Genomic DNA, 17,760 nt, shown 5'->3' with positions numbered 1-17,760 from the left:
GGTGCCGGTGGAGCCCGTGGTGCCGGTGGAGCCCGTGGTGCCGGTGGAGCCCGTGGTGCCGGTCGAGCCCGTAGTTCCGGTCGAGCTTCAGGTTCCTTCCGAGCCCGAAGTGCCGGTCGTGCCTGAGGCTCCGGAGTCGACCGACGATCCTGCCGGTTCTCCGTCGCCCGCCGCGCCCGTGACGGCGGGTGAGAGCGCGACTGCTGCCGGCGCGACCGATGCATCCCGCACGTTGGCGCTGACCGGCGGATCCGATATGGCTCCCTGGGCACTCGGCGGCATCGCCGCCCTGGGGGCGGGCCTGGCTTCGCTCGTCATCACGCGTCGCCGCGTCGCGCCGGGAGTACGACGCACTCGCTGACGCGACCGCGGAACTGCAGGACGACGATCCGAAAGGGGCGGCCGAGGCGGAGTGTCCGCCGGCCGCCCCTTGCGCATCGCATCCGCCGCACTCCGTCGCGACTTCGCGGCTTCTGCTGAACTCCTTGCGGGGATGCCGCGACCCCTCTCGCGACATCCCCGGAGCAGATGGTGTCCTGTCGTTCCCTCACACTCCCCAGTGCACGAGGGTTTCCCCAGTTCGACTGCGCCTCCCTCGCGCTTCGTTTCCGAAGCCCTCCGCTGGCACCTTCTGCAGATAAGGAGCGAGGCGTCGATGTTCTGATACATCGACTGGAGAAAACTTTCAGAGGCCGCTTCCGTGGCACTGGAACGGGGCCTTCATCCCGGTGTGCTCGGATGCCGCGGCCAGCGCGACGGCGGGAGCGACACCGTTCGCGAGCTCGGTGTGCACGGCTCCGAGAAGCTCGCAGGCGACGTCGTCGGGCACGACCACCGGGGCCGCGATCACGCAGCGGGTGCCCGCGTGCAGCCAGACCCGGGTCATCCCCAGAGCCTCCTCGCCCCAGCGCACCGACGACCGCCCGAGCTCACAGGCCGACAGCACGACCGTGTCGGGGGCCTGCGGGATCAGGTCGACGTCGTAGCCGAACAGGGTGCCGTCGACGAGCTCGAAACCTGAGAAGAGCGGGTTGTCGACCGCGTGGCGTCCGTGCGCCGCGATGTGGAGGACGTCGACGTGCGCGGCGAGCTCGGTGACGGCCGAGACGCGGGCCTCCTCGCCGGTCAGGATCGTCGCGTCGCTCCAGGCCGCTGCCGCGCGGCGCACCTCCTCTTCGGCGCGCGCGACGCGGGGACCGGTCGCGAAGCCCGCCTGCCTCCTCGGTGCGGCGGTGAGGGGTCGGTCGGAGTCTCCGAGCAGGCGTGACACCGAGGTCGCGATCGTGAACGGCGTTCCGCGCATGCCGGGGAGCATCGCCCAGGGGATGCCGCCGAGGATGCCGGGCACGGTGAGCGCGAGACGAACCGCCCCACCCGTCGCAGCGCGTGCCGGCGCGAGGAGGGCGTCGTCGAGCAGGCGCAGCCTCTCGTCGAGCGATCGCTGCACTACCGAGGCCATCGGACCCGCATGCGTGAGCGCCGCGACATCGAGATCGGCGCGGAGTCCGTCGAGTGCGGCCTCGATGCGCGGCAGCGACAGCTCGATGATCGACGAACCGGATGCCGTCACCACGACGCACAGCAGCTCTTCGCGGGTGAACACGTAGGCGAGGATGGCCGTCTCGTCGTCGAGCCGCGCACGCGTCTCGAGCAGACCGAGACGCTCGCGGCTGCCGCCCGCGCCGGTCGAGGACCACTGCCGGTCGCGCACCCGGTCGCGCAGCTCGCGCACCCGAGCGTCGGTCGTCCAGTCGGACCCTGCGAGGTCGGCGCGGAGCATCCGCAGCTCGGCCAGATCGGACGACAGGTCTGCGTCGTGCGGGGGACGCACGGGCGCGACCTGCTGGCTCAGGTGTCTGGCGCGCTCCGACCACTCGAACAGCACCTCGGGGTCGCGTGATCGTGCTGCGGCGGCGAGGCCGGTGAACATCAGCTCGGTGCCGTGCATCGCGAGGGAGGCCTGCAGATCGAGAGCACCGAACGACTGCTGCCAGGCGGTGAGCAGGTCGAGGCCCTCCGCAGCGAAGCGGCGTGCGTCGGCATCCCTGCCTGCGGCGGATGCTCTCGCAGCCCGCACTTCGTGGGCCCGCAGACGCAGCGGAGTCGGGGCGTCGGCGGTGAGCCGCGGCATCCGTCCTCCGTCGGCCAGCCGTGCCGTCAATGACAGTGCGGCGGCCTCGGTGCGGAAGCCGCCCCGCGTGAGTGCTGCGGCGGTGCGCGTGAAGTCCTCGGCCACGGGCGGTGTCTTCGGGTGGGCGCGCAGCCGGGCCTCGAGGCGGACGGCCTCGGCGCGAGCGGCCCAGCCTTCGCTTCCCAGTGCGGCGAATCGGCGGGATGCCGTGGCGGCGGCGCGCTCGGCGGCGGACGCGTCATGCCGCAGGAGCGATCGGGCGAGGTGGAACTCGGCCTCGCCGCGAGCCTGGCGCATGCGCTGCGCACCGAACTGCACGGCGACGGTGCCGAGCAGCTCCTCGGCCTCGGTCGTCAGGCCCGCATCGCGCAGCACCTCGGCGCGGTCGAGGTCGCTGATCGCCGCGGCGAGGTCGCTCGTGGCCGCGAGGATCGGGCGCGAATTCGTCATCAGTCCCAGTGCGGTGACGAGGTCGCCGCCCAGTAGTGCGGCGTAGCCGAGGTTGTGGCGCGCCTCGGCGAGCGGCTCCTGCTGGTCATGCGCGTCGTAGGCGGCGACAGCGCGCTGAAGATCGGCGGTGCAGTCGTCGAGCCGGTGCCGCTGCATGCTGACGATCGCTCGGCTCATCAGGAGGTTCGCGCTCTCGATCGACCCGTCGTCGAGACCGTCGATCGCCCGCGACAGGAACTCGTCCGCCTCGTCGAGGCGACCACCGTGCATGAGCAGAGTGCCGAGCTGTCCGTTCGCGAGGGCGACGGTCTCAGCGCTGAGCCCCGGTCGCGACAGTGCTGCGCGCGACAGCCGCTCGGCCTCGGCGGGCTCGCCCGTCTGCGCGAGCACATACGCCAGTGTTCCGTCGATGCGGGCGCGCAGGTCGTCGTCGTCGGTGCGGGCGGATGCCGCGGTCAGAGCGCGCCGCGCCTGCGCGAACCGTCGGGAGTTGGCCGCATCGACGCCGCGCCGGTGCAGCTCGCGCGCAGACAGGGGCATCCAACCAGAATGCCGGTCGATTCGGTCTCAGGGAAGGTCTACGACCGCATCCGAGGTTCTGGGAGCGGGTAGGTGGTCGATCCGCGTACAGATGCATGCCGAGAAGACAGGTGCATGCCCGGATCGGCGAATCGGGCATGCATCCGTCATCTGAGCATGCATCTGTGACCAGATGGGTCCGGATGGCGGCCCTGGGCTACCCTCGCTCGACCGGAGACGGCAGCGTCTTGAGCACGGCGGCGACGGCCTTGGCCGCGGCATCCGCCTTCACGCCCTGCGGAGGCACCGTGCCGAGCTGCGCCGCGATGCGACCCGCGACGTACGGAGCCGCGAACGACGTGCCGCTCCAGATCGCGAAACCGCCGCGGTAGTCGTCGGGGTCGATCGTCTCGCGGCGCAGTCCGTCGACGTCGGCCCTCGTGGTCGCCTGCTCGCCGCCGACGAACGCCGGTGAGGTGCTGACCACCGCGGCACCGGGCGCATACACCTGCACCCAGGGGCCGACGTTGGAGAACAGTGCGACAGAGCGGGCCGAGGGGTTGAGGGCGCCGACCGACACGTGCGGGGCGTCTTTGTCGCGCGGGATGCCGTTGTCGGCACCGGGCCACGGCCAGAGGGATGCCGGGAACGACGGTCGATCGATCGCGTCGTTGCCCGCCGAGCACACCACCACGCATCCGAGCTCCCGTGCCCTGGTGAGCAGCGCATTGAGGGTCTTGCTGAACTGACCGTCGACCGGGGTCTCGTGGTAGTACCCGAGCGACAGATTCAGGACGTCGATCGGATGCCCGGTCTTCGGGTCCTCGCGGTGGCGACGCAGCAGCTCGACCACCTGCGCGACCGTCGTCAGGAACGTGCTCTCATCGATCACACCGAGAGCGCCGGCCATGCGGACCGACAGGATGTCGGCCTCCGGAGCCGTCTGCCGGATGAGGCCCGCGATGAACGTCCCGTGACCCGCGACCGCGTCGATCTCGCCGTCGAGCTGTCCGTAGAGATCGGGGTAGCGTTCGGGATCCGCCTCGTCGGTGAGCCCGACCGGCACGCCGTCGAGCTCGATGTGCCGGGTGACGATGTCGTCGGGCAGCCAGTCGTGCACGCCGCATCCCGTGTCGAGTACCGCCACGACCGGGCGACGGCCGCGCTTCGGAGCGGCGGTGCGCTGGGGCGCCGGGCCGAGCCAGGCGACGGGCTGACGCGCGCCGCGTCCTGGTTCGAGGTAGTCGTCGCTGCCTCCGGCGCCTCCTCCTGCTCCACGCACCGGGTTGGTGCGGCTGAACGGGTTGGTGCGGCTGAAGGGATTCGTGCGGCTGAACGGATTGAGCCCGACGGGGTCGATCGACAGCACGTGCTCGAGGCTGGTCCGGGGCATCGGCGTTCCCGAACTGCGTCGTGCGCGCTGCAGCACGCGCCAGGCGTCGGGTGGCACGGGTGATTCACCGCGCGTGGGTTCGTCGGGCGTCGTCAGATGGGCTCGGAGGAAACCGGGCACTCCCGGCACCAGCGGGTCTGCGGCGCGGAGCGCATCCGGAGATTCGATGTCGAGGTTCCAGCCGAACGATCCGGCGGCTTCGCGCAGCTCGCGGATCTCCCTGTCGTACGCCTCCTGGCCGTTGTCGACCTGGTCCTGTGTGATCAGCAGGCGCTCCTGCAGATACGCGGTCGGGAACGCGCGGACGCCGTCGACCGGCTCGACGGACGGATCCAGCGCCGTCCCTCGACGGATCGACCCTTCCGCTCGGTCCTGCCAGCTCCACCCCTTGGGCTGCTCCATCGTCGGTCCTCTCCTCGCGGGCGGACCCGCGTCCTGTGCGGGGAATCCTGCGAGGTGCGGGAGTGGCCCTGCGGTGTGTGCGGGCGGGCCCGCGGTGTGAGCGGGTCGCCCCGCGGTGGATCACAACTCGAACTGCGGGGTCGACAGGGTGCGCTGCTCGTCGCCGACCGTCGTGGTGAGGCGCACGAGCGTCAGCCCGTCGGGTACGTCGTCGAACACGAAGCGATCCGTGTCGCTCGCGGTCGTCGTCCGGATCCGCTCGCCCTGGGCGAGTTCGATCAGACCGGACGTCGTGTCGACCCAGCCGTCGATACGATGCGCGCCGCTCGCCGTGCCCGTGACGTGCAGGAGGATGCTCGTCGTGCCGTCGCTGAACTGCAGGGTCAGCGCGTCCGCGTCTCCGCGCACCGCGCCGAGCGGCTGATCGACGAGGGTCAGCAGCGCATACTCCGCCGACAGGCCCTCGGTGGCTACCGCCGCGATCATGCGATCGATCAGCGCTGCGGGCATCGGATCGACGTCGCGCCACAGAGACCGGAGGTGCGCGAAGAGCTCGGCATCCTCGTGGTTGTCGCCGCCGTTGTTGCCGTCGTTCTCGCTCATGAGGCGCCTCCCGGCCGTGGTGTCGGGGCATCGAGCAGGTCGCGCAGCTTCGCCAGGCAGCGTTGTCTCGTCGGACCGATGCTGCCCACGGCCATTCCGAGGTCGGCGGCGAGTCGCGCGTAGTCCGGTCGCTCTTCGAAGGCGATCACGCGCAGAAGGCGCTGACACCTCTCTGCGAGACGCTGCACGGCAGACCAGAGTCGGCGGTTCTCGTCGCCGGTGGCGGCGTGGTCCTCGGCGGAGGCCTGCTCGGGCAGCAGTGCGTCGAGAGCATCCGCCTCTGTCGTGTCGAGCCGGTTGTGGGCCTTGCCCGCACGCCAGGCCTCGCGCCGAGCGGTGGTCGTCAGCCAGGCCGAGACGGCCTTCGGATCGGCGATCGAGCGGTGTCCGCGCACGAGCTGCAACCAGGTCGTCTGGATCACATCTTCGGCGAGCGTCCGCTCGAGACCGTAGGCGCGCACCACATGCCAGAGCACAGGCGTCATCAGCCGCACGAGGTCATCCATCGCGCGGCTGTCGCCGTCCCGCCATGCATCGAAGAAGTCGGCGGCTCGCCTCCAGCGTGCCGCGCCGTCGTCCGGTGCAGGATCGAGGGCGGCGCCGTCGGGTGCGCCGTCGATCATGAGTCCCATTGTGATCACACCAGTAAGGAGCACGGCAAGGGTTTGGTGATACATGGACTCGGTCAGTTTTTCCGGAGTATCGGTGGGGGCTCCGGGCTGGTGGGTCGGGCGTCGTGCCGAATGGAGGACGGACGCACGGATGCAGGACCGGAAGCCGTATTTTGGGCCTGCTTTTGTACTCTGGGCCTGCATCTGTGTCTGGGCCTGAAGGTGCGTCGGAAGATCGGGATGCCTGAAGGCGGGCGACGGCTGGCGGGAGGAGGGATGCCGACGGCGATACCGTGGAGGGGTGATCGCCCTCGCTGTCGTCCTCTTCCTCAACGCCGCCTTCAACGTGCTGGTGTGGCCCCGCTTCTACAAGCGCGTCGCAACCGACCCGCGGGCACGGGATGCCGACGGCAAGGCCACGACGTTCCTCAAGGTGCACGCCGTGCTGATCGCGATCGCCCTGGTTCTCGCACTGGTGTCGGTGCTGGTCGGCATCGCGGCGCTCACGGGCGCACTCTGACGACCGACCGAGCGATCAACTGTCAGCGTATGGTCGAAGATGACGAGCCCCACGGGCGTTTCGAACGTGCGGCACTGACGGTCCGATATCGCGAGAATCTAGGATTTCTAGCCAAGAGCGCCAAGGCTTTTGACTGCGGTGATCATGCCGAAGCGCTGCGGATGGCCACAGCAATCCGTACCCTCTCGTACGACGAGGGCCGAGGATCCAGCATTCTGATGCAGATGGGCGCGAAGTCCGGGATGCAGTGGCGGTCCTTCTACATTCCGTTTGCCTCCGAGATGCCGCCGGGTACTCACGCCTTCGGCTCTTCCTTGCATGGCTTGGCTTTTGGTGAAGGCGGATCCATGTTCCTGATGCCGCTGGACTTCGGCCCAGATGGCCGGAAGGTGTCATATGAGGATTGGTGGGCGGGGGAGCCGGTTGTGCAGTTCAGCGATGGCCATGTCACTCGAAAGCAACTCGTCCTAGGGCTGGCAAATCAAGACGGGGGTGCCCATGTTGACCTTCCGGGTCGGCACATCACGTCGCTCTTTGAATCATCACCAACATTCGTTCGCGAGAACCATGCCGAACTGCAAGGAGAGGATCAGGTCGCGCACCAGCGAGACCTGCTTCATGTTCAGATGCGAACAGTAGCGAATGAGGTGCTCCATTCGCTAGGAAGCGTCACGGTCTAGCTTTCACGGTGGCTGGTGGTAGATCTCGGTGCCGCTGTACGCGAACACGCCCTCTACCGACGGTCGCGCAGATAGGCAAAGAGTCTGTGGGAGCGAACGGACAGTGTCGCGAGCAGTGCGCCCGAGACTGCTCCCGCGACAGCCGCCGAGACGAGACCTACGGACGCGGGCGAAATAGGGACGGGGCCTGGCGGGAGGAGAGAAGTTGCCAGCGTGCTCGCACCGATTGCGAGCATGCTGGCAGGGAGCGTCCAGATCAGGGTCTCTAGCGCGATGATGATGGAGAGATCGCTGCGAGCGACAGTGGAATGCAATGCGCTGGCAAGCTCACTCCGACGGCTCCGCGTTGCGATCCAACCCATCGCGCCTGACACCACCAACGTGGCGCAGGTGAGTAACCACACCTTCAAACCTTCCACTTCAGCGGTGAGGTCAAACTCGATCCCGTTGCGCGAGTTCAACTGTGACTGCTTTGATACCGACGGGTCCTCCGCCGTCATGATGCCGATACCGGCCGCTGTCTCGGTAAAGGGCCACACCTCATACCAGCAGGCATCGAACGTCGCGCCTTCATCGTCGACGATGAGGATGGCATTCTGCAGGCTGGCGAGCCGGCCGTCACTCGGGTACTCGTAGATCTCATCGAATGTGATGGGGCCGATAGCGCTTTCGAAAGTTGCGCTCTCAGTCGCGTGGATCTCCGCGGCGAGGTCGTGCGAGATTAGCGCGCCCGGAGTCACAGCAAGATCTGTGCCGACGATCAGTTCAGCGAACCCCGGCGTCACGCGGAAGGTCGACACGGGAGTGTTCGGCATGATCTGGAGTCTGGTGTTGGCCGTGCCGGCCATAGCGCCTGAGTGGCCCACCCCCTCTGACGAAGCAAGGGCGTCGCAGGAGCGACCATCGATCCCAGTGATGCTGTCCGTGATCCAGATCGAAGATCCTGAGCTCTTGAAAGCTGACGCTCCCTCGGACACCCGAGAGATTGACCAGATATCCCAGCCGCACACTGCCGCGAGCAGAAGGAGGAAGGTGAGCCCCCACAGCCACGGCCGCGATGCACCCGTCCTGCTGTCTTCGATCGCTTCTCGGAACCAAATCGACGGTTTCAACGCCGTACCTCGATTCGGGACCTGCAGGCGTCAGCAAGGTGCAGGTCGTGAGTGGCAATCACGATGGGCATGCCGATATCGGCCAGCGCATGTATGACCTCAATCACGGTCGCGGCGCTGGTAGCGTCGAGCGATGCTGTCGGCTCGTCGACGAGCATCAACTCCGGCTTGGCCGCCATTGCTCGGGCGAGCATCAGCCGTTGCGCCTCACCACCCGACAGGTGACGCAACGGTCGCTCTGCCACGGCGTCGAGTCCCACCCGAGCGAGAATGTCGTACGCCTCGGCCGAAGCATCTTGTAGCAGGGCGCCGGCGGCGAGCAGAGGAAGTTCTACGTGGCTCAGGGCGCTCCTGCGCGGCGACCCGATCGGACTCTGAAGGACCCATTGAGTTCGGCTCGGAAGATTACTGACGTCTCCATGCGACGGGCGCAGCCAGCCGGCCAGGATGCCCAGCAGCGTGCTCTTTCCCGAGCCTGATGGCCCCGTTAGAGCGGTCGTTCCGTGGCCGATGCGAAACGTCAGATCTTCGAACAGCGGAGGCTGATCCGGGTATTGAAAGGCAAGGCCGTCGGCGCGGATGTCGGGCATGTCAGCACCGATTGATGCGCCGGTCTAGATCCACCTCGCGCGGGACCTCGCCGTCGAATGTGACGATCGTGCGTCCCAGCGCAGAATCGATGATGGTGATGCCATAGGTAGTAGCGCCGTGAGCGACGCACACCTCGTCGCCGTCAGTGATGATCGCGGCCGCGGACACGCGCGCGGCTTCAACCGGGGTCACCAGCTCGAGAGTTGCGGCCACCGCCGCATCCTCTGTCTCCAGAGCGGCGATCACTACCGGCTGTTCCATCAACGTGGCGATCGCGGACGGATCGCTGATGACAGAGCCGGACGCGGAAACTCGCTCCGAGCCGACGACGACCACTCGTTCACTCGTGGCGTCAGGGATTGTCCCGACGATTGAGAATCTGGCGACTGTCGCATCGCCGGAGGCGGGCGACATGGGGCCTGTCACCGAGTCGCCAAGGATCAGCTCGCACTTGCTCGACACGAAGTTTGACGGCACCCACACGAAGTCCTCGAGGGCAGCGGTCTCAGCCTTCGGATTGTTGGTGAACGCGCGCCACGCTTCGAGACTGTGTTGCCCAAACACGCCATCGGCGTCGATCGCATATCCGAGACCTCGCAGCGCCTCCTGGAGCTCTTGTACGTCGTCTCCACGATCGTCAACGCGGAGGGAACGCCACGGTGGTGTTGGGAGCACGAGATTGCGGAGCGTACGGTCATCGATTGTGATGTTCGAGTCACCTGATATCCAAGGGGATTCGGGGACGCAATCAAACGCTCTGACCACGCCGCTTGCGTACAGCCGCGGACTCATAGGTGACCCGTACACCGGCTTGAGCGACACATTTACTGGGGCAGCATACTGCTCCAGGACTACCATTTGGCTAGACAGGGGCTCATCTTCTACCGTCCTAGGTTGCAGTGATGTCCACGCAGCAACTCCTCCCAGTGCGCCTATAAGGAGAGCAACTGCGCCAAGTGCGAAGAACCGTGCGCCTGAGCGTCTACCCTTCATCGGACGAGTACGAGGGGTTGGCTATGCACGTGGTGTAGTCCTCAGTCTCGGTCAGGGGGCCACCGCGTGACATCTCCTTATTGAGGTCATCCGTTGTGAAGCCGTCATCGATCGCATCCCGGGCAACCAAGCATTCGCGAACGACCTCGGTGAACGGACGGTTCTCCGGGTTCATCGTCATGTCCACATAGAGAGGCTCGACGAGTTCCAATGTTCCCGGCCGACACTGCTCGTCCGAAGCGTCATAGGCGGCGGAGTCCGACGAGGTACTGAACACGAAGTAGCCGGTCTGCTCGAGTGGTGTGATCTGAACGGACTGAGCTTCCATGCACTCGACGTACCTGTTCACCGCCTCTTCGTACTCGACCCGTGTCAGTTCCCCATCATCGAAAACCTGCTTCTCGAAGTCGGTGGTTGCCTGGCTCTGAGCTTCTTCGATCCGATCGCCGTAGGGGTTCGTGGCCGCCTCGGGGGCAGTGCAACCAGCGAGAGCCGCGAGGGCAAGGGCGCCGACAAGAATCGTCGCTGAGAGTCGCATCCGGTCAGTGTAGGTGTAGTTCAAGTCATCTCCTGTGACGACACGTGAGTGCAGGTAGGTCGCTAACCGGCGACCTACCTGCACTCGTCTGGTTTCGTGGGCTACTCAGGACGTGTACGAGATATACCCCGACCAGCTGTGCGAGATCGCGGACTTCTGGCGGTAGGCCTGACCCGCCTGCGTGCCAGTGCCGTTCGTCACCGTGGAGCTCCACGTTCCTTCAGCACCGTAGAACGTGTTGATCACGCTGTTGTAGTAGCGGTATAGGCGGACTTGAACCTTCTCGATCGAACCGATGCAGTCGTTCTGGACCGATACGTTTGCACTGCTTGCTGTGTGGGTGAGGTTGATGGTGCATGCCGAGGCGGCTTGTGCGGGGAGAATGAGCATGCTGGCCGTGACTGCCAATGCCGCAGCTATGCCGCCCCACTTTCTCTTGATGGTCAATCTCGACATTGCGATCTTCCTCCGGTCAATGGTTCTTCAAGATGATGAAGTTGCGCCAAAGATAGAGTCCGCTTCAGCCCCGCGTCGAGGCGGCACGACGTTGTATTCCTACATATCGGCATGACGCTGCGCCGCGTCGGCGGCCAAGGGAACGCCTTCCACGGGCAGCTAGTTCGGGGGCCCGAGCAGGTCAACGACGTCTTGCAGACTGGGGGTGACCAAGGTGTCGTAGCGCTGCGACACCTTGGCGTTGTTGAGTATCGAAGACCAGAACTTCTCCGTGACCACGACGTCGCAGTAGGGCACGGCTATTGCCAACGCCGTGATGTCATTCAGGTCGTTGCCTTCCCAACGCTTCTGGGGGTTGGCCTGCTTGAGGTGGCGAAGCTTCATCTCGACCCAGCGTGAAGGCATGTGTTCGATGAGTCGGGTGACGTTCTGCGCCTCGACGAGTGCCTCGGGAGCGACGCCCAACTCCTGAGCCGCTTCGATCGCAGGTTCGAGCATGTCCTGCATGGCCGTCGCGACCATGATGTTGGGGAGCTTCGTGCGCGGGAGCTTCTCGACCCACCCTGCGATTCGGTTCTGTTCGGCTACGAAACGCTCGTCGTAGTCCAGGAGGTCCTGGAAGACGAGTCGCGTGCTCTCTGGGTACCCCTCCGGGGCGATGCCACCGAGGATGATCGCCTCAAACTTCGGCGCGACGAGCTCCTCGAGCTTCCGCTTGTCCGCTTCCGACAGCATGACGCCTTCGTGCTCTTCAGGTGCTGTGTAGCGGAGGGATGGCAGCGCGTGCGCGTGCGCCGCGGTCTCACCGAACAGCTGCAGCCCAGGGGTTGGCGCGTCGAGCTCGAAGACCTCGATCAGTGCTTTGCGGATCTCCCACGGAACGACGACGTGGGGCGGGGCGATGCGATCCATGCCGGCCAGGCGCATCATGGTCTTGGTGAGGTTGACACGGCGGCTGGAGTCTTGAGATTTGCCAGTCTCGATGTAGTGAGCGACGCTGAGAGGGAAGGATGCGCGGCCGTCGTCCACGGCCTTCTTGAAGGCCTCGAGTGCCGGGATGTACTGCGCGCCCTGCGCGTGTCTGGTCTCAGCGCGCGCGAGGGTCGATCCACTTCATCTGGTCGAGATAGATCGTCTTCATCACGACACTCAGTCTGCCTGCATTGATGCCGCGCAATGGCGGGGCACCTGGGGCATGCGAGCCAGGATCCTGACACACGGAAGGGCTTCTAGAGCGGGTGGAACTATGCCTCGGTTACTGCGATCGCTTGTCTAGCCGCATCTTCGGAGTCGAATTTCACACACTCCCGCATCTGTAAGTGCTTTGAGGGCTGCCGCTGACAAGTCAAGCGTGGAGGTGGGCCGATACATGAACGGGAACGATCTGATCGTTGCGTCCGTCTCTTGGTTGTCGGGCAGTAGAAGCGAGTACCCCGGGAAGGGGTCGCCCTTCTTCGGGTGGACGGCAAGAGGTAGAAGCTGGTATCCGCCAAATCCTGCCGACCGCTCGCCCGGTTCAGCTCGCTGAGACCGGCTGCTGCAGCTCGGTGATCCAGTCGGCCTGATCTTCGGATTCCGACTGCAGGTAGACCTCGCGGCAGGGTCCGACAGCCGCGGCGCCCCGCTCTGTGATCGCGGCGTTCACCGCGCCCCAGCTGTCATCGATCGTCGCCATGGATCCGTGGTGGGTGGCCGTGAAAGCCGACTCCACGGCCGGCAGCTCGACGATCACGAGACCGTCGATCGCGGGGCCGTCGTAGGTGAAGCCCACGGTGATGCGCACCCCGTGGCGGTCCATGTCGTACTCGGCGATCGGCAGGCCGGGGGTCGCCCCTGATGCCAGAAGCGCATCGGCGACCCGGTCGAAAAGTGGCCCGACGACCGCGGCGACCTCGGGCTGCGTGTCGACCTTCTCGGTCAGGGTCGCGAGGCGGACATAGGGAAGAGGCTTCTCGCTGATCTCCAGGGCTGACATCGTCGTCTCCTCAAAGTAGGGGTGTCGGTGCCGCCGATCCTACGCATCCTCACCGACATCCGCATCGACACCGATGTCCGATCCCGACACCGACATTCCTCAGGGGCGCTCGGGGACCGGCGGCTTCCACGCCTCGTCCGGTCCGATCGCGGTGGAGATCCTCCGACTGATCACGCCGAGCTGGCGCGTCTGCGCGACCGTCAGGCTCTCGAAGATCACCCGCCTCACCAGTGCGTGATGCGCGGGAGTGGACTCGACGACCTTGTCGTGCCCGCTCGGGGTGAGGATGCCGAGCGTGAACCGGCCGTCGGCGGAGTCGGTCTCGCGGCGGACCCATCCTTTCGCCTCCAGGCGAGAGACAGCGCGGGAGAGCCGCGAGAGGGTGCAGCTGGCGTAGCTCGCGAGGACGCTGAGGCGCAGTGATCGATCGGGCGCGGAGTCGAGGGCGAACAGGATGCCGTGCTCGAAATGGGTGAGCCCGCTGTCTCGCTGCAGCTGAGCGTCGAGAGCGGTCGGGAGGCGCTCGATCAACGTGGCGACGGACGCCCAGATCTCCAGTTCGTCCGCGCGCAGTGGATCGTCGATCGATTGCTCAGGCATGTCATGACACTACTTCATCTGCTCGGTATTCACTTGCTCAGGCAAGTTAATCCCCGTACAGTTACTTGCTCAGGCAAGTCAATGCGTCGCTCGGCGGCGCGAGGAGGAGTAGTCATGGATCTGCGACTGCACGACGAGAAGGCGTTCGTCAGCGGCTCTACCCAGGGCATCGGATACGCCATCGCGGCCCAGCTCGCCGCAGAGGGTGCGGAGGTGACGCTCAACGGGCGCACCGCAGAACGCGTCGACGCTGCGGTCGAGCGTCTGCGCGGCGAGCAGCCGGGGGCTCGAGTGTCGGGACTCGCGGCCGACTTCTCGGATGCCGGTGAGGTGACGCGGCTCACGGACGCACTGGGTGACGTGGACATCCTCGTGAACAATGTCGGACTCTTCGGTCTCGCCGACTTCGCATCGATCAGCGACGAGGACTGGACGCGGTACTTCGACGTGAATGTGATGAGCGGTGTGCGACTGTCACGGGCGGTGCTCGGCGGAATGCTCGCGCGGGGTTCGGGGCGCATCATCTTCATCAGCAGCGAATCCGGGGTCAACGTGCCGGCCGACATGGTGCACTACGGCATGACGAAAGCGGCGATGATCGCGCTGGGGAACGGCCTGGCGAAGCTCACCCGAGGAACCGCGGTCACGGTCAACACCGTGCTCGGCGGTCCCACGTTCTCGGATGGAGTGGCCGCATCGGTCGCCGCCGTGGCCGAGGCCCAGTCGCTCCCCGCGGAGGCGATGAAGGATGCGATCATCGGCCGGAACCGCACGACTCTGCTGGAGCGATTCATCGATCCGACGGAGATCGCGAGCCTGGTCGCGTATCTGTCGAGCCCGCTGTCGTCGGCGACGAACGGCGCGGCACTGCGCGCCGATGGGGGCGTGCTCACCGGGATGCTCTGACAACCTCGGAGCGTCCGACGTCTGCGGCCAAGCCCCGAGGAGAGATCAGGGCGTGAAACGGGGGTGCGGCTCAGGCGTTCTCGTACTGCTTCGCGTGCTCGGCCCAGCGCGACTCGATCGGCAGCGCGCGCAATGCGCGGTTGCCCAGGGCGAGCGCGACCGCGATGACGCAGAGCGCCGCGCAGACGAGGATCGTCCACTCGCGTCCGATCCAGGTGAGGCCGAAGCCGGCGATCAGCGGCGCGAGCGGCAGTGCGCCCATGCCGAGAACGCCGGCCGCGCTGTTCGCCCTGCCGAGCAGCTGCGTCGGCGTCGCGACCATGAAGTAGCCCATCATCCCCGCGTTGAGGGCGGGAAGCAGCAGCACCGAGGCTCCCAGCACGACCACGATCGTCCACGGTTCGGTGACCATCGACAGCACGATCGTGCCGATGGCGACCACCGAGAGTCCGCTGATCGCGATCGCGCCGGCGCGGATCCGGGGCACAAGCGTCGGCGCGACGACCGCCCCGACGAGCATGACGGCACCCACGGCCGCGCTGAGCGAACCGATCAGCAGTTCGGAGTAGCCGTCCTGCTGCAGCGCGTAGATCGTGGTCGTGATCGCAGCGTTGAAGCCCAGGTTGATGACCGTGATGATGAGCAGCACGCCGCCGAGATCGGGTCGCGAGAGCAACCAGGTGAAGCCCTCGCGCAGTTCGGCCCATGCGCTGGTCTTGCCTTGCGCGCCCACGTCTGCCGCGGTGTCCACGGGAAGACCCAGACCATCCGCCGGATCCACGGCGAGCCCCACGGCGACACGCTCGTCGCCGACCGGATGATCTCGTTTCTCCCGCCGGGCGCCCGCAGCGACTGCATCCGCTCCCGTGTCGACGATCCCGGCGCGGCGCATCTCGCGCTGCAGCATCCACGCCGTCACCGCCGCGACCGCGTGGCAGAGCGTCATGACCGCTCCGACCAGCCATCCGCCGACGCCGAGCAGCAGGCCGCCGAGAGGGCCGCCGGCGAGCTGCAGCGCGGCATCCCGTCCCTGGTTCGCCGCCTGGGCCCTGCCCATCGCATCGTCGGGGACGATCTCCTTGATGGCGCTCTCGCCGGCGACGTCGAACAGTCCGCTGCGCGCGGCCAGCAGCACGTCGGCGATGAGGAGGGTGGCGAAGGTCAGCGCACCCCCGAGTGCCAGCAGGGTGAAGGCGCCCGCCAGCAGGATGCCGATGAGAGAGCCGATCAGCATGAGGAGGATGCGCCGATGGCGATCGGCGAGGATGCCGCCGGCGAGCGTGAGCAGCAGCCGGGCGACCATGCCTGCGCCGCCGATGATGCCGGCCTGCGCGGGGTCGTTCGTGACGATCAGGGCGAGCAGCGGGATAGCGAACGCGAACAGGGCGGCCGCGAGTCCCTTGCTCGTGTCGCTCACGAGCCAGGTCAGGTATCGGGTGTTGCGCCACAGACGGTGGGGCTCGGTCACGGTCGTCATGGTACTCACCGTAATTGCGCAAGAAGAGTTGCGCAATACTTATTGCGCAACTTCTTGTGCGGATACACTCTCGGTATGGAGGAGGCGAAGAAGGACGCGGACCAGGTCTGGATGACGTCGGCGATGCTCAAGGCCTACGCGCACCCGCTGCGTCGTCGAATGATCCGTCTGTTCTCGCGTCGCGAGCACCTGCGTGCGGCCGACGTCGCCGCCGACCTCGACGTGCCGGCCAACAGTGCGAGCTTCCACCTGCGGGTCCTGGCCGATGCGGGTCTCATCGAAGAGGCACCCGAGCATGCCCGCGATCGCCGCGACCGCGTCTGGAAGCCACGCAGAGGATCGTTCAACGTCGGCGGCCCCGAGCATCCGGTGCCGGATGAGGCCCTGGGCACCGCAATGGTCCGCTCGGTCGCCGACGACCATCAGGACATGCTGAGTCGCGTGATCGCCTGGACTCCCGAATACCTCTCGGGCCGAGCGACAGAGGTACGAGCCCACTTCTCGCAGCGCATGGTGCGTCTCACCGAGGCCGAGTTCGAAGCCGTGATGGAGCGCGTGCAGGAGGTCGTCACCGAGGCGGTAGACGCCCATGACAAGGACGACCCGGCCGGGTGCTCATGGCAGATCGACATCCTCGCCGCCGACGACACGATCTGACGGCTACGCTCCCGAGCTCTCCGCGTCGGAGCCAGCCGGCTCATCCGGCTCTCGGTGTCCGCTGAGGATCAGGATGCGGCGCAGGTGCATGGCCGCGAGCACACCGGGTCCCATCGAGCGGCGCACGTCGATGGTGCGGACATCGACCGTTTCGAGCAGCAGGCGGATCGCCCGCGCCGCCTCGGCCCTGGCGCGGTGATCTGCAGCGGTCAGCGGCTCCTCCTGGCCGATGACCTCGGCGACGGCGTGACACGCGGCCGACAGCGGCTCGGGCAGTGCGGGGTCGAGCTCGAGGGCGCCTGGTCGATCCCAGATGGTGTCGGCGATCTCGTCGGAGATGTCGCGGATGAGGTGGGCGACCCGATCGAGGCGCGTCAGGTCGGCATGGATGTGCTGAGTCTCGCCTCGTCGGCCGCGCGCCCTGACATTGCCGCGTCGGCTGTCGTCCGCGTCGGCCAGAGCCGCTCGCAGCGCCGAGGTGGTGTCGGCGAGAGACGCCGCATCGTCGGCCCATTTCTCGTGTTCGGGCGGCCAGGATTCCGACACGGCGGAGCCGATGTCGTGCAGGTGCGCGCTCAGCTGCTCACGGAACGCGTCGACCCGTGCGGCTGCGGCGAGAGTGAGCGGGGCCGGCGCGATCACGACGTTCACGATGAGGCCGATGGCGACGCCGACCGCCATCTGCACCAGATACCCGAGCGAGTAGTCGTCGGCGTTCTGACCGCCGATGATCAGCACGAACAGCGCGGCGACGGGGACGTACTCACGAGCCGCCCCGAACCATCCGGTGCCGGAGATGAGCATGCCCACCCCGACCACGGCGGGGATCGTCCACCATGTGGGGCCGACCGTGATCACGACGAGGAGGGCGAGCCCGATTCCGGTGGCGAGGCCCAAGAGCGTCTGCAGTCCGGAACGCAGCGACCCCATGAGGGTCGGGTACATGCTCACGAGCGCGCCGAGCGGGGCGTAATAGGGGTACTCGTCGGTGATGCCCGGCATGTGCGGGGCGATCGTCCAGGCGAGGCCGACGGCGAGCGTGGTCTTCGCGACGAGCAGGAGGCGGGCCGGATGCACGGCTTCGCGGATCTCGAGTGCGGCCCCCGAGCGGCGCGCTCGGAGTCGCGTGCTGATGGTGGTCACGGC

At 66.8% G+C, this 17,760-nt stretch carries 19 protein-coding genes; 5 read left to right on the top strand and 14 right to left on the bottom strand.

What is annotated here, in order from left to right:
• Window positions 1-361 (top strand): LPXTG cell wall anchor domain-containing protein (locus ASF80_RS19035; protein ID WP_235559946.1); only part of this gene is annotated, 361 nt, incomplete at its 5' end.
• A gap of 324 nt (window positions 362-685) precedes the next feature.
• Here the strand turns inward: ASF80_RS19035 and ASF80_RS11045 are convergent.
• From ASF80_RS11045 to ASF80_RS11030, 4 genes are all read right to left on the bottom strand, one after another.
• Entirely contained in the window at window positions 686-3,121 is a 2,436-nt protein-coding gene (locus ASF80_RS11045) for a CHAT domain-containing protein (protein ID WP_056310725.1), read from the bottom strand.
• A gap of 196 nt (window positions 3,122-3,317) precedes the next feature.
• Entirely contained in the window at window positions 3,318-4,895 is a 1,578-nt protein-coding gene (locus ASF80_RS11040) for a S8 family peptidase (RefSeq protein ID WP_056310723.1), read from the bottom strand.
• Between the two features lie 120 nt (window positions 4,896-5,015).
• The gene (locus ASF80_RS11035) at window positions 5,016-5,498 is read right to left on the bottom strand and encodes a hypothetical protein (protein ID WP_056310721.1); all 483 of its coding nucleotides are present in this window, start codon (window positions 5,496-5,498) and stop codon (window positions 5,016-5,018) included.
• Window positions 5,495-6,121, bottom strand: a complete 627-nt coding sequence (locus tag ASF80_RS11030; protein WP_235559945.1) for an RNA polymerase sigma factor — start codon at window positions 6,119-6,121, stop codon at window positions 5,495-5,497. Before ASF80_RS11030 ends, ASF80_RS11035 begins: the two co-directional genes overlap by 4 nt.
• Window positions 6,122-6,410: 289 nt before the next feature.
• On the opposite strand from ASF80_RS11030, the gene ASF80_RS11025 reads away from it, so the two are divergent.
• Both ASF80_RS11025 and ASF80_RS11020 read left to right on the top strand, forming a co-directional pair.
• Entirely contained in the window at window positions 6,411-6,629 is a 219-nt protein-coding gene (locus tag ASF80_RS11025; RefSeq protein WP_056310717.1) for an SCO4848 family membrane protein, read from the top strand.
• A 29-nt stretch (window positions 6,630-6,658) separates the two neighbouring features.
• Entirely contained in the window at window positions 6,659-7,309 is a 651-nt protein-coding gene (locus ASF80_RS11020) for a hypothetical protein (RefSeq protein ID WP_056310714.1), read from the top strand.
• A 53-nt stretch (window positions 7,310-7,362) separates the two neighbouring features.
• Here the strand turns inward: ASF80_RS11020 and ASF80_RS11015 are convergent, their stop codons facing one another.
• The 8 genes from ASF80_RS11015 to ASF80_RS10980 all read right to left on the bottom strand — a co-directional run bounded on the left by ASF80_RS11015 (window position 7,363) and on the right by ASF80_RS10980 (window position 13,574).
• Window positions 7,363-8,124 (bottom strand): hypothetical protein, encoded by a 762-nt coding sequence (locus ASF80_RS11015; protein ID WP_157521036.1) that lies wholly within the window; start codon window positions 8,122-8,124, stop codon window positions 7,363-7,365.
• A gap of 293 nt (window positions 8,125-8,417) precedes the next feature.
• A complete protein-coding gene (locus tag ASF80_RS11010; RefSeq protein WP_056310710.1) occupies window positions 8,418-9,011 on the bottom strand; it encodes an ATP-binding cassette domain-containing protein in 594 nt (197 codons plus the stop codon).
• A gap of 1 nt (window position 9,012) precedes the next feature.
• Entirely contained in the window at window positions 9,013-9,804 is a 792-nt protein-coding gene (locus tag ASF80_RS11005; protein ID WP_157521035.1) for a peptidoglycan-binding domain-containing protein, read from the bottom strand.
• Between the two features lie 190 nt (window positions 9,805-9,994).
• A complete protein-coding gene (locus ASF80_RS11000; RefSeq protein ID WP_056310706.1) occupies window positions 9,995-10,567 on the bottom strand; it encodes a hypothetical protein in 573 nt (190 codons plus the stop codon).
• Window positions 10,568-10,648: 81 nt separating this feature from the next.
• Window positions 10,649-10,999, bottom strand: a complete 351-nt coding sequence (locus tag ASF80_RS10995) for a hypothetical protein (protein ID WP_056310703.1) — start codon at window positions 10,997-10,999, stop codon at window positions 10,649-10,651.
• 159 nt (window positions 11,000-11,158) lie between these two features.
• Window positions 11,159-12,028, bottom strand: a complete 870-nt coding sequence (locus ASF80_RS10990) for a hypothetical protein (protein WP_056310701.1) — start codon at window positions 12,026-12,028, stop codon at window positions 11,159-11,161.
• Window positions 12,029-12,515: 487 nt separating this feature from the next.
• Complete coding sequence (locus tag ASF80_RS10985) at window positions 12,516-12,974, bottom strand: GyrI-like domain-containing protein (protein ID WP_056310699.1); 459 nt, start codon at window positions 12,972-12,974, stop codon at window positions 12,516-12,518.
• A 99-nt stretch (window positions 12,975-13,073) separates the two neighbouring features.
• Entirely contained in the window at window positions 13,074-13,574 is a 501-nt protein-coding gene (locus ASF80_RS10980; RefSeq protein ID WP_056310697.1) for a MarR family winged helix-turn-helix transcriptional regulator, read from the bottom strand.
• A gap of 114 nt (window positions 13,575-13,688) precedes the next feature.
• Between ASF80_RS10980 and ASF80_RS10975 the strand changes: the two genes are divergently transcribed.
• Window positions 13,689-14,480 carry an SDR family NAD(P)-dependent oxidoreductase gene (locus tag ASF80_RS10975; RefSeq protein ID WP_056310695.1) on the top strand — a complete coding sequence of 264 codons (792 nt, stop codon included), beginning with the start codon at window positions 13,689-13,691 and terminating at the stop codon, window positions 14,478-14,480.
• Between the two features lie 70 nt (window positions 14,481-14,550).
• Here the strand turns inward: ASF80_RS10975 and ASF80_RS10970 are convergent, their stop codons facing one another.
• Complete coding sequence (locus ASF80_RS10970) at window positions 14,551-15,957, bottom strand: MFS transporter (protein ID WP_056310692.1); 1,407 nt, start codon at window positions 15,955-15,957, stop codon at window positions 14,551-14,553.
• A 75-nt stretch (window positions 15,958-16,032) separates the two neighbouring features.
• Between ASF80_RS10970 and ASF80_RS10965 the strand changes: the two genes are divergently transcribed.
• Window positions 16,033-16,614 carry a helix-turn-helix domain-containing protein gene (locus ASF80_RS10965; protein WP_056310690.1) on the top strand — a complete coding sequence of 194 codons (582 nt, stop codon included), beginning with the start codon at window positions 16,033-16,035 and terminating at the stop codon, window positions 16,612-16,614.
• Window positions 16,615-16,617: 3 nt separating this feature from the next.
• Here the strand turns inward: ASF80_RS10965 and ASF80_RS10960 are convergent, their stop codons facing one another.
• Window positions 16,618-17,757: an FUSC family protein gene (locus ASF80_RS10960; protein WP_082488280.1), complete on the bottom strand. Its 1,140-nt coding sequence runs from the start codon at window positions 17,755-17,757 to the stop codon at window positions 16,618-16,620.
• Between the last annotated feature and the right edge of the window lie 3 nt (window positions 17,758-17,760).

Origin of the sequence: Microbacterium sp. Leaf159 (assembly GCF_001423615.1) — a bacterium.
Lineage (GTDB): Bacteria > Actinomycetota > Actinomycetes > Actinomycetales > Microbacteriaceae > Microbacterium.
The sequence above is the reverse complement of the archived record's forward strand: the minus strand, read 5'-3'. Positions and strand labels throughout refer to the sequence as shown.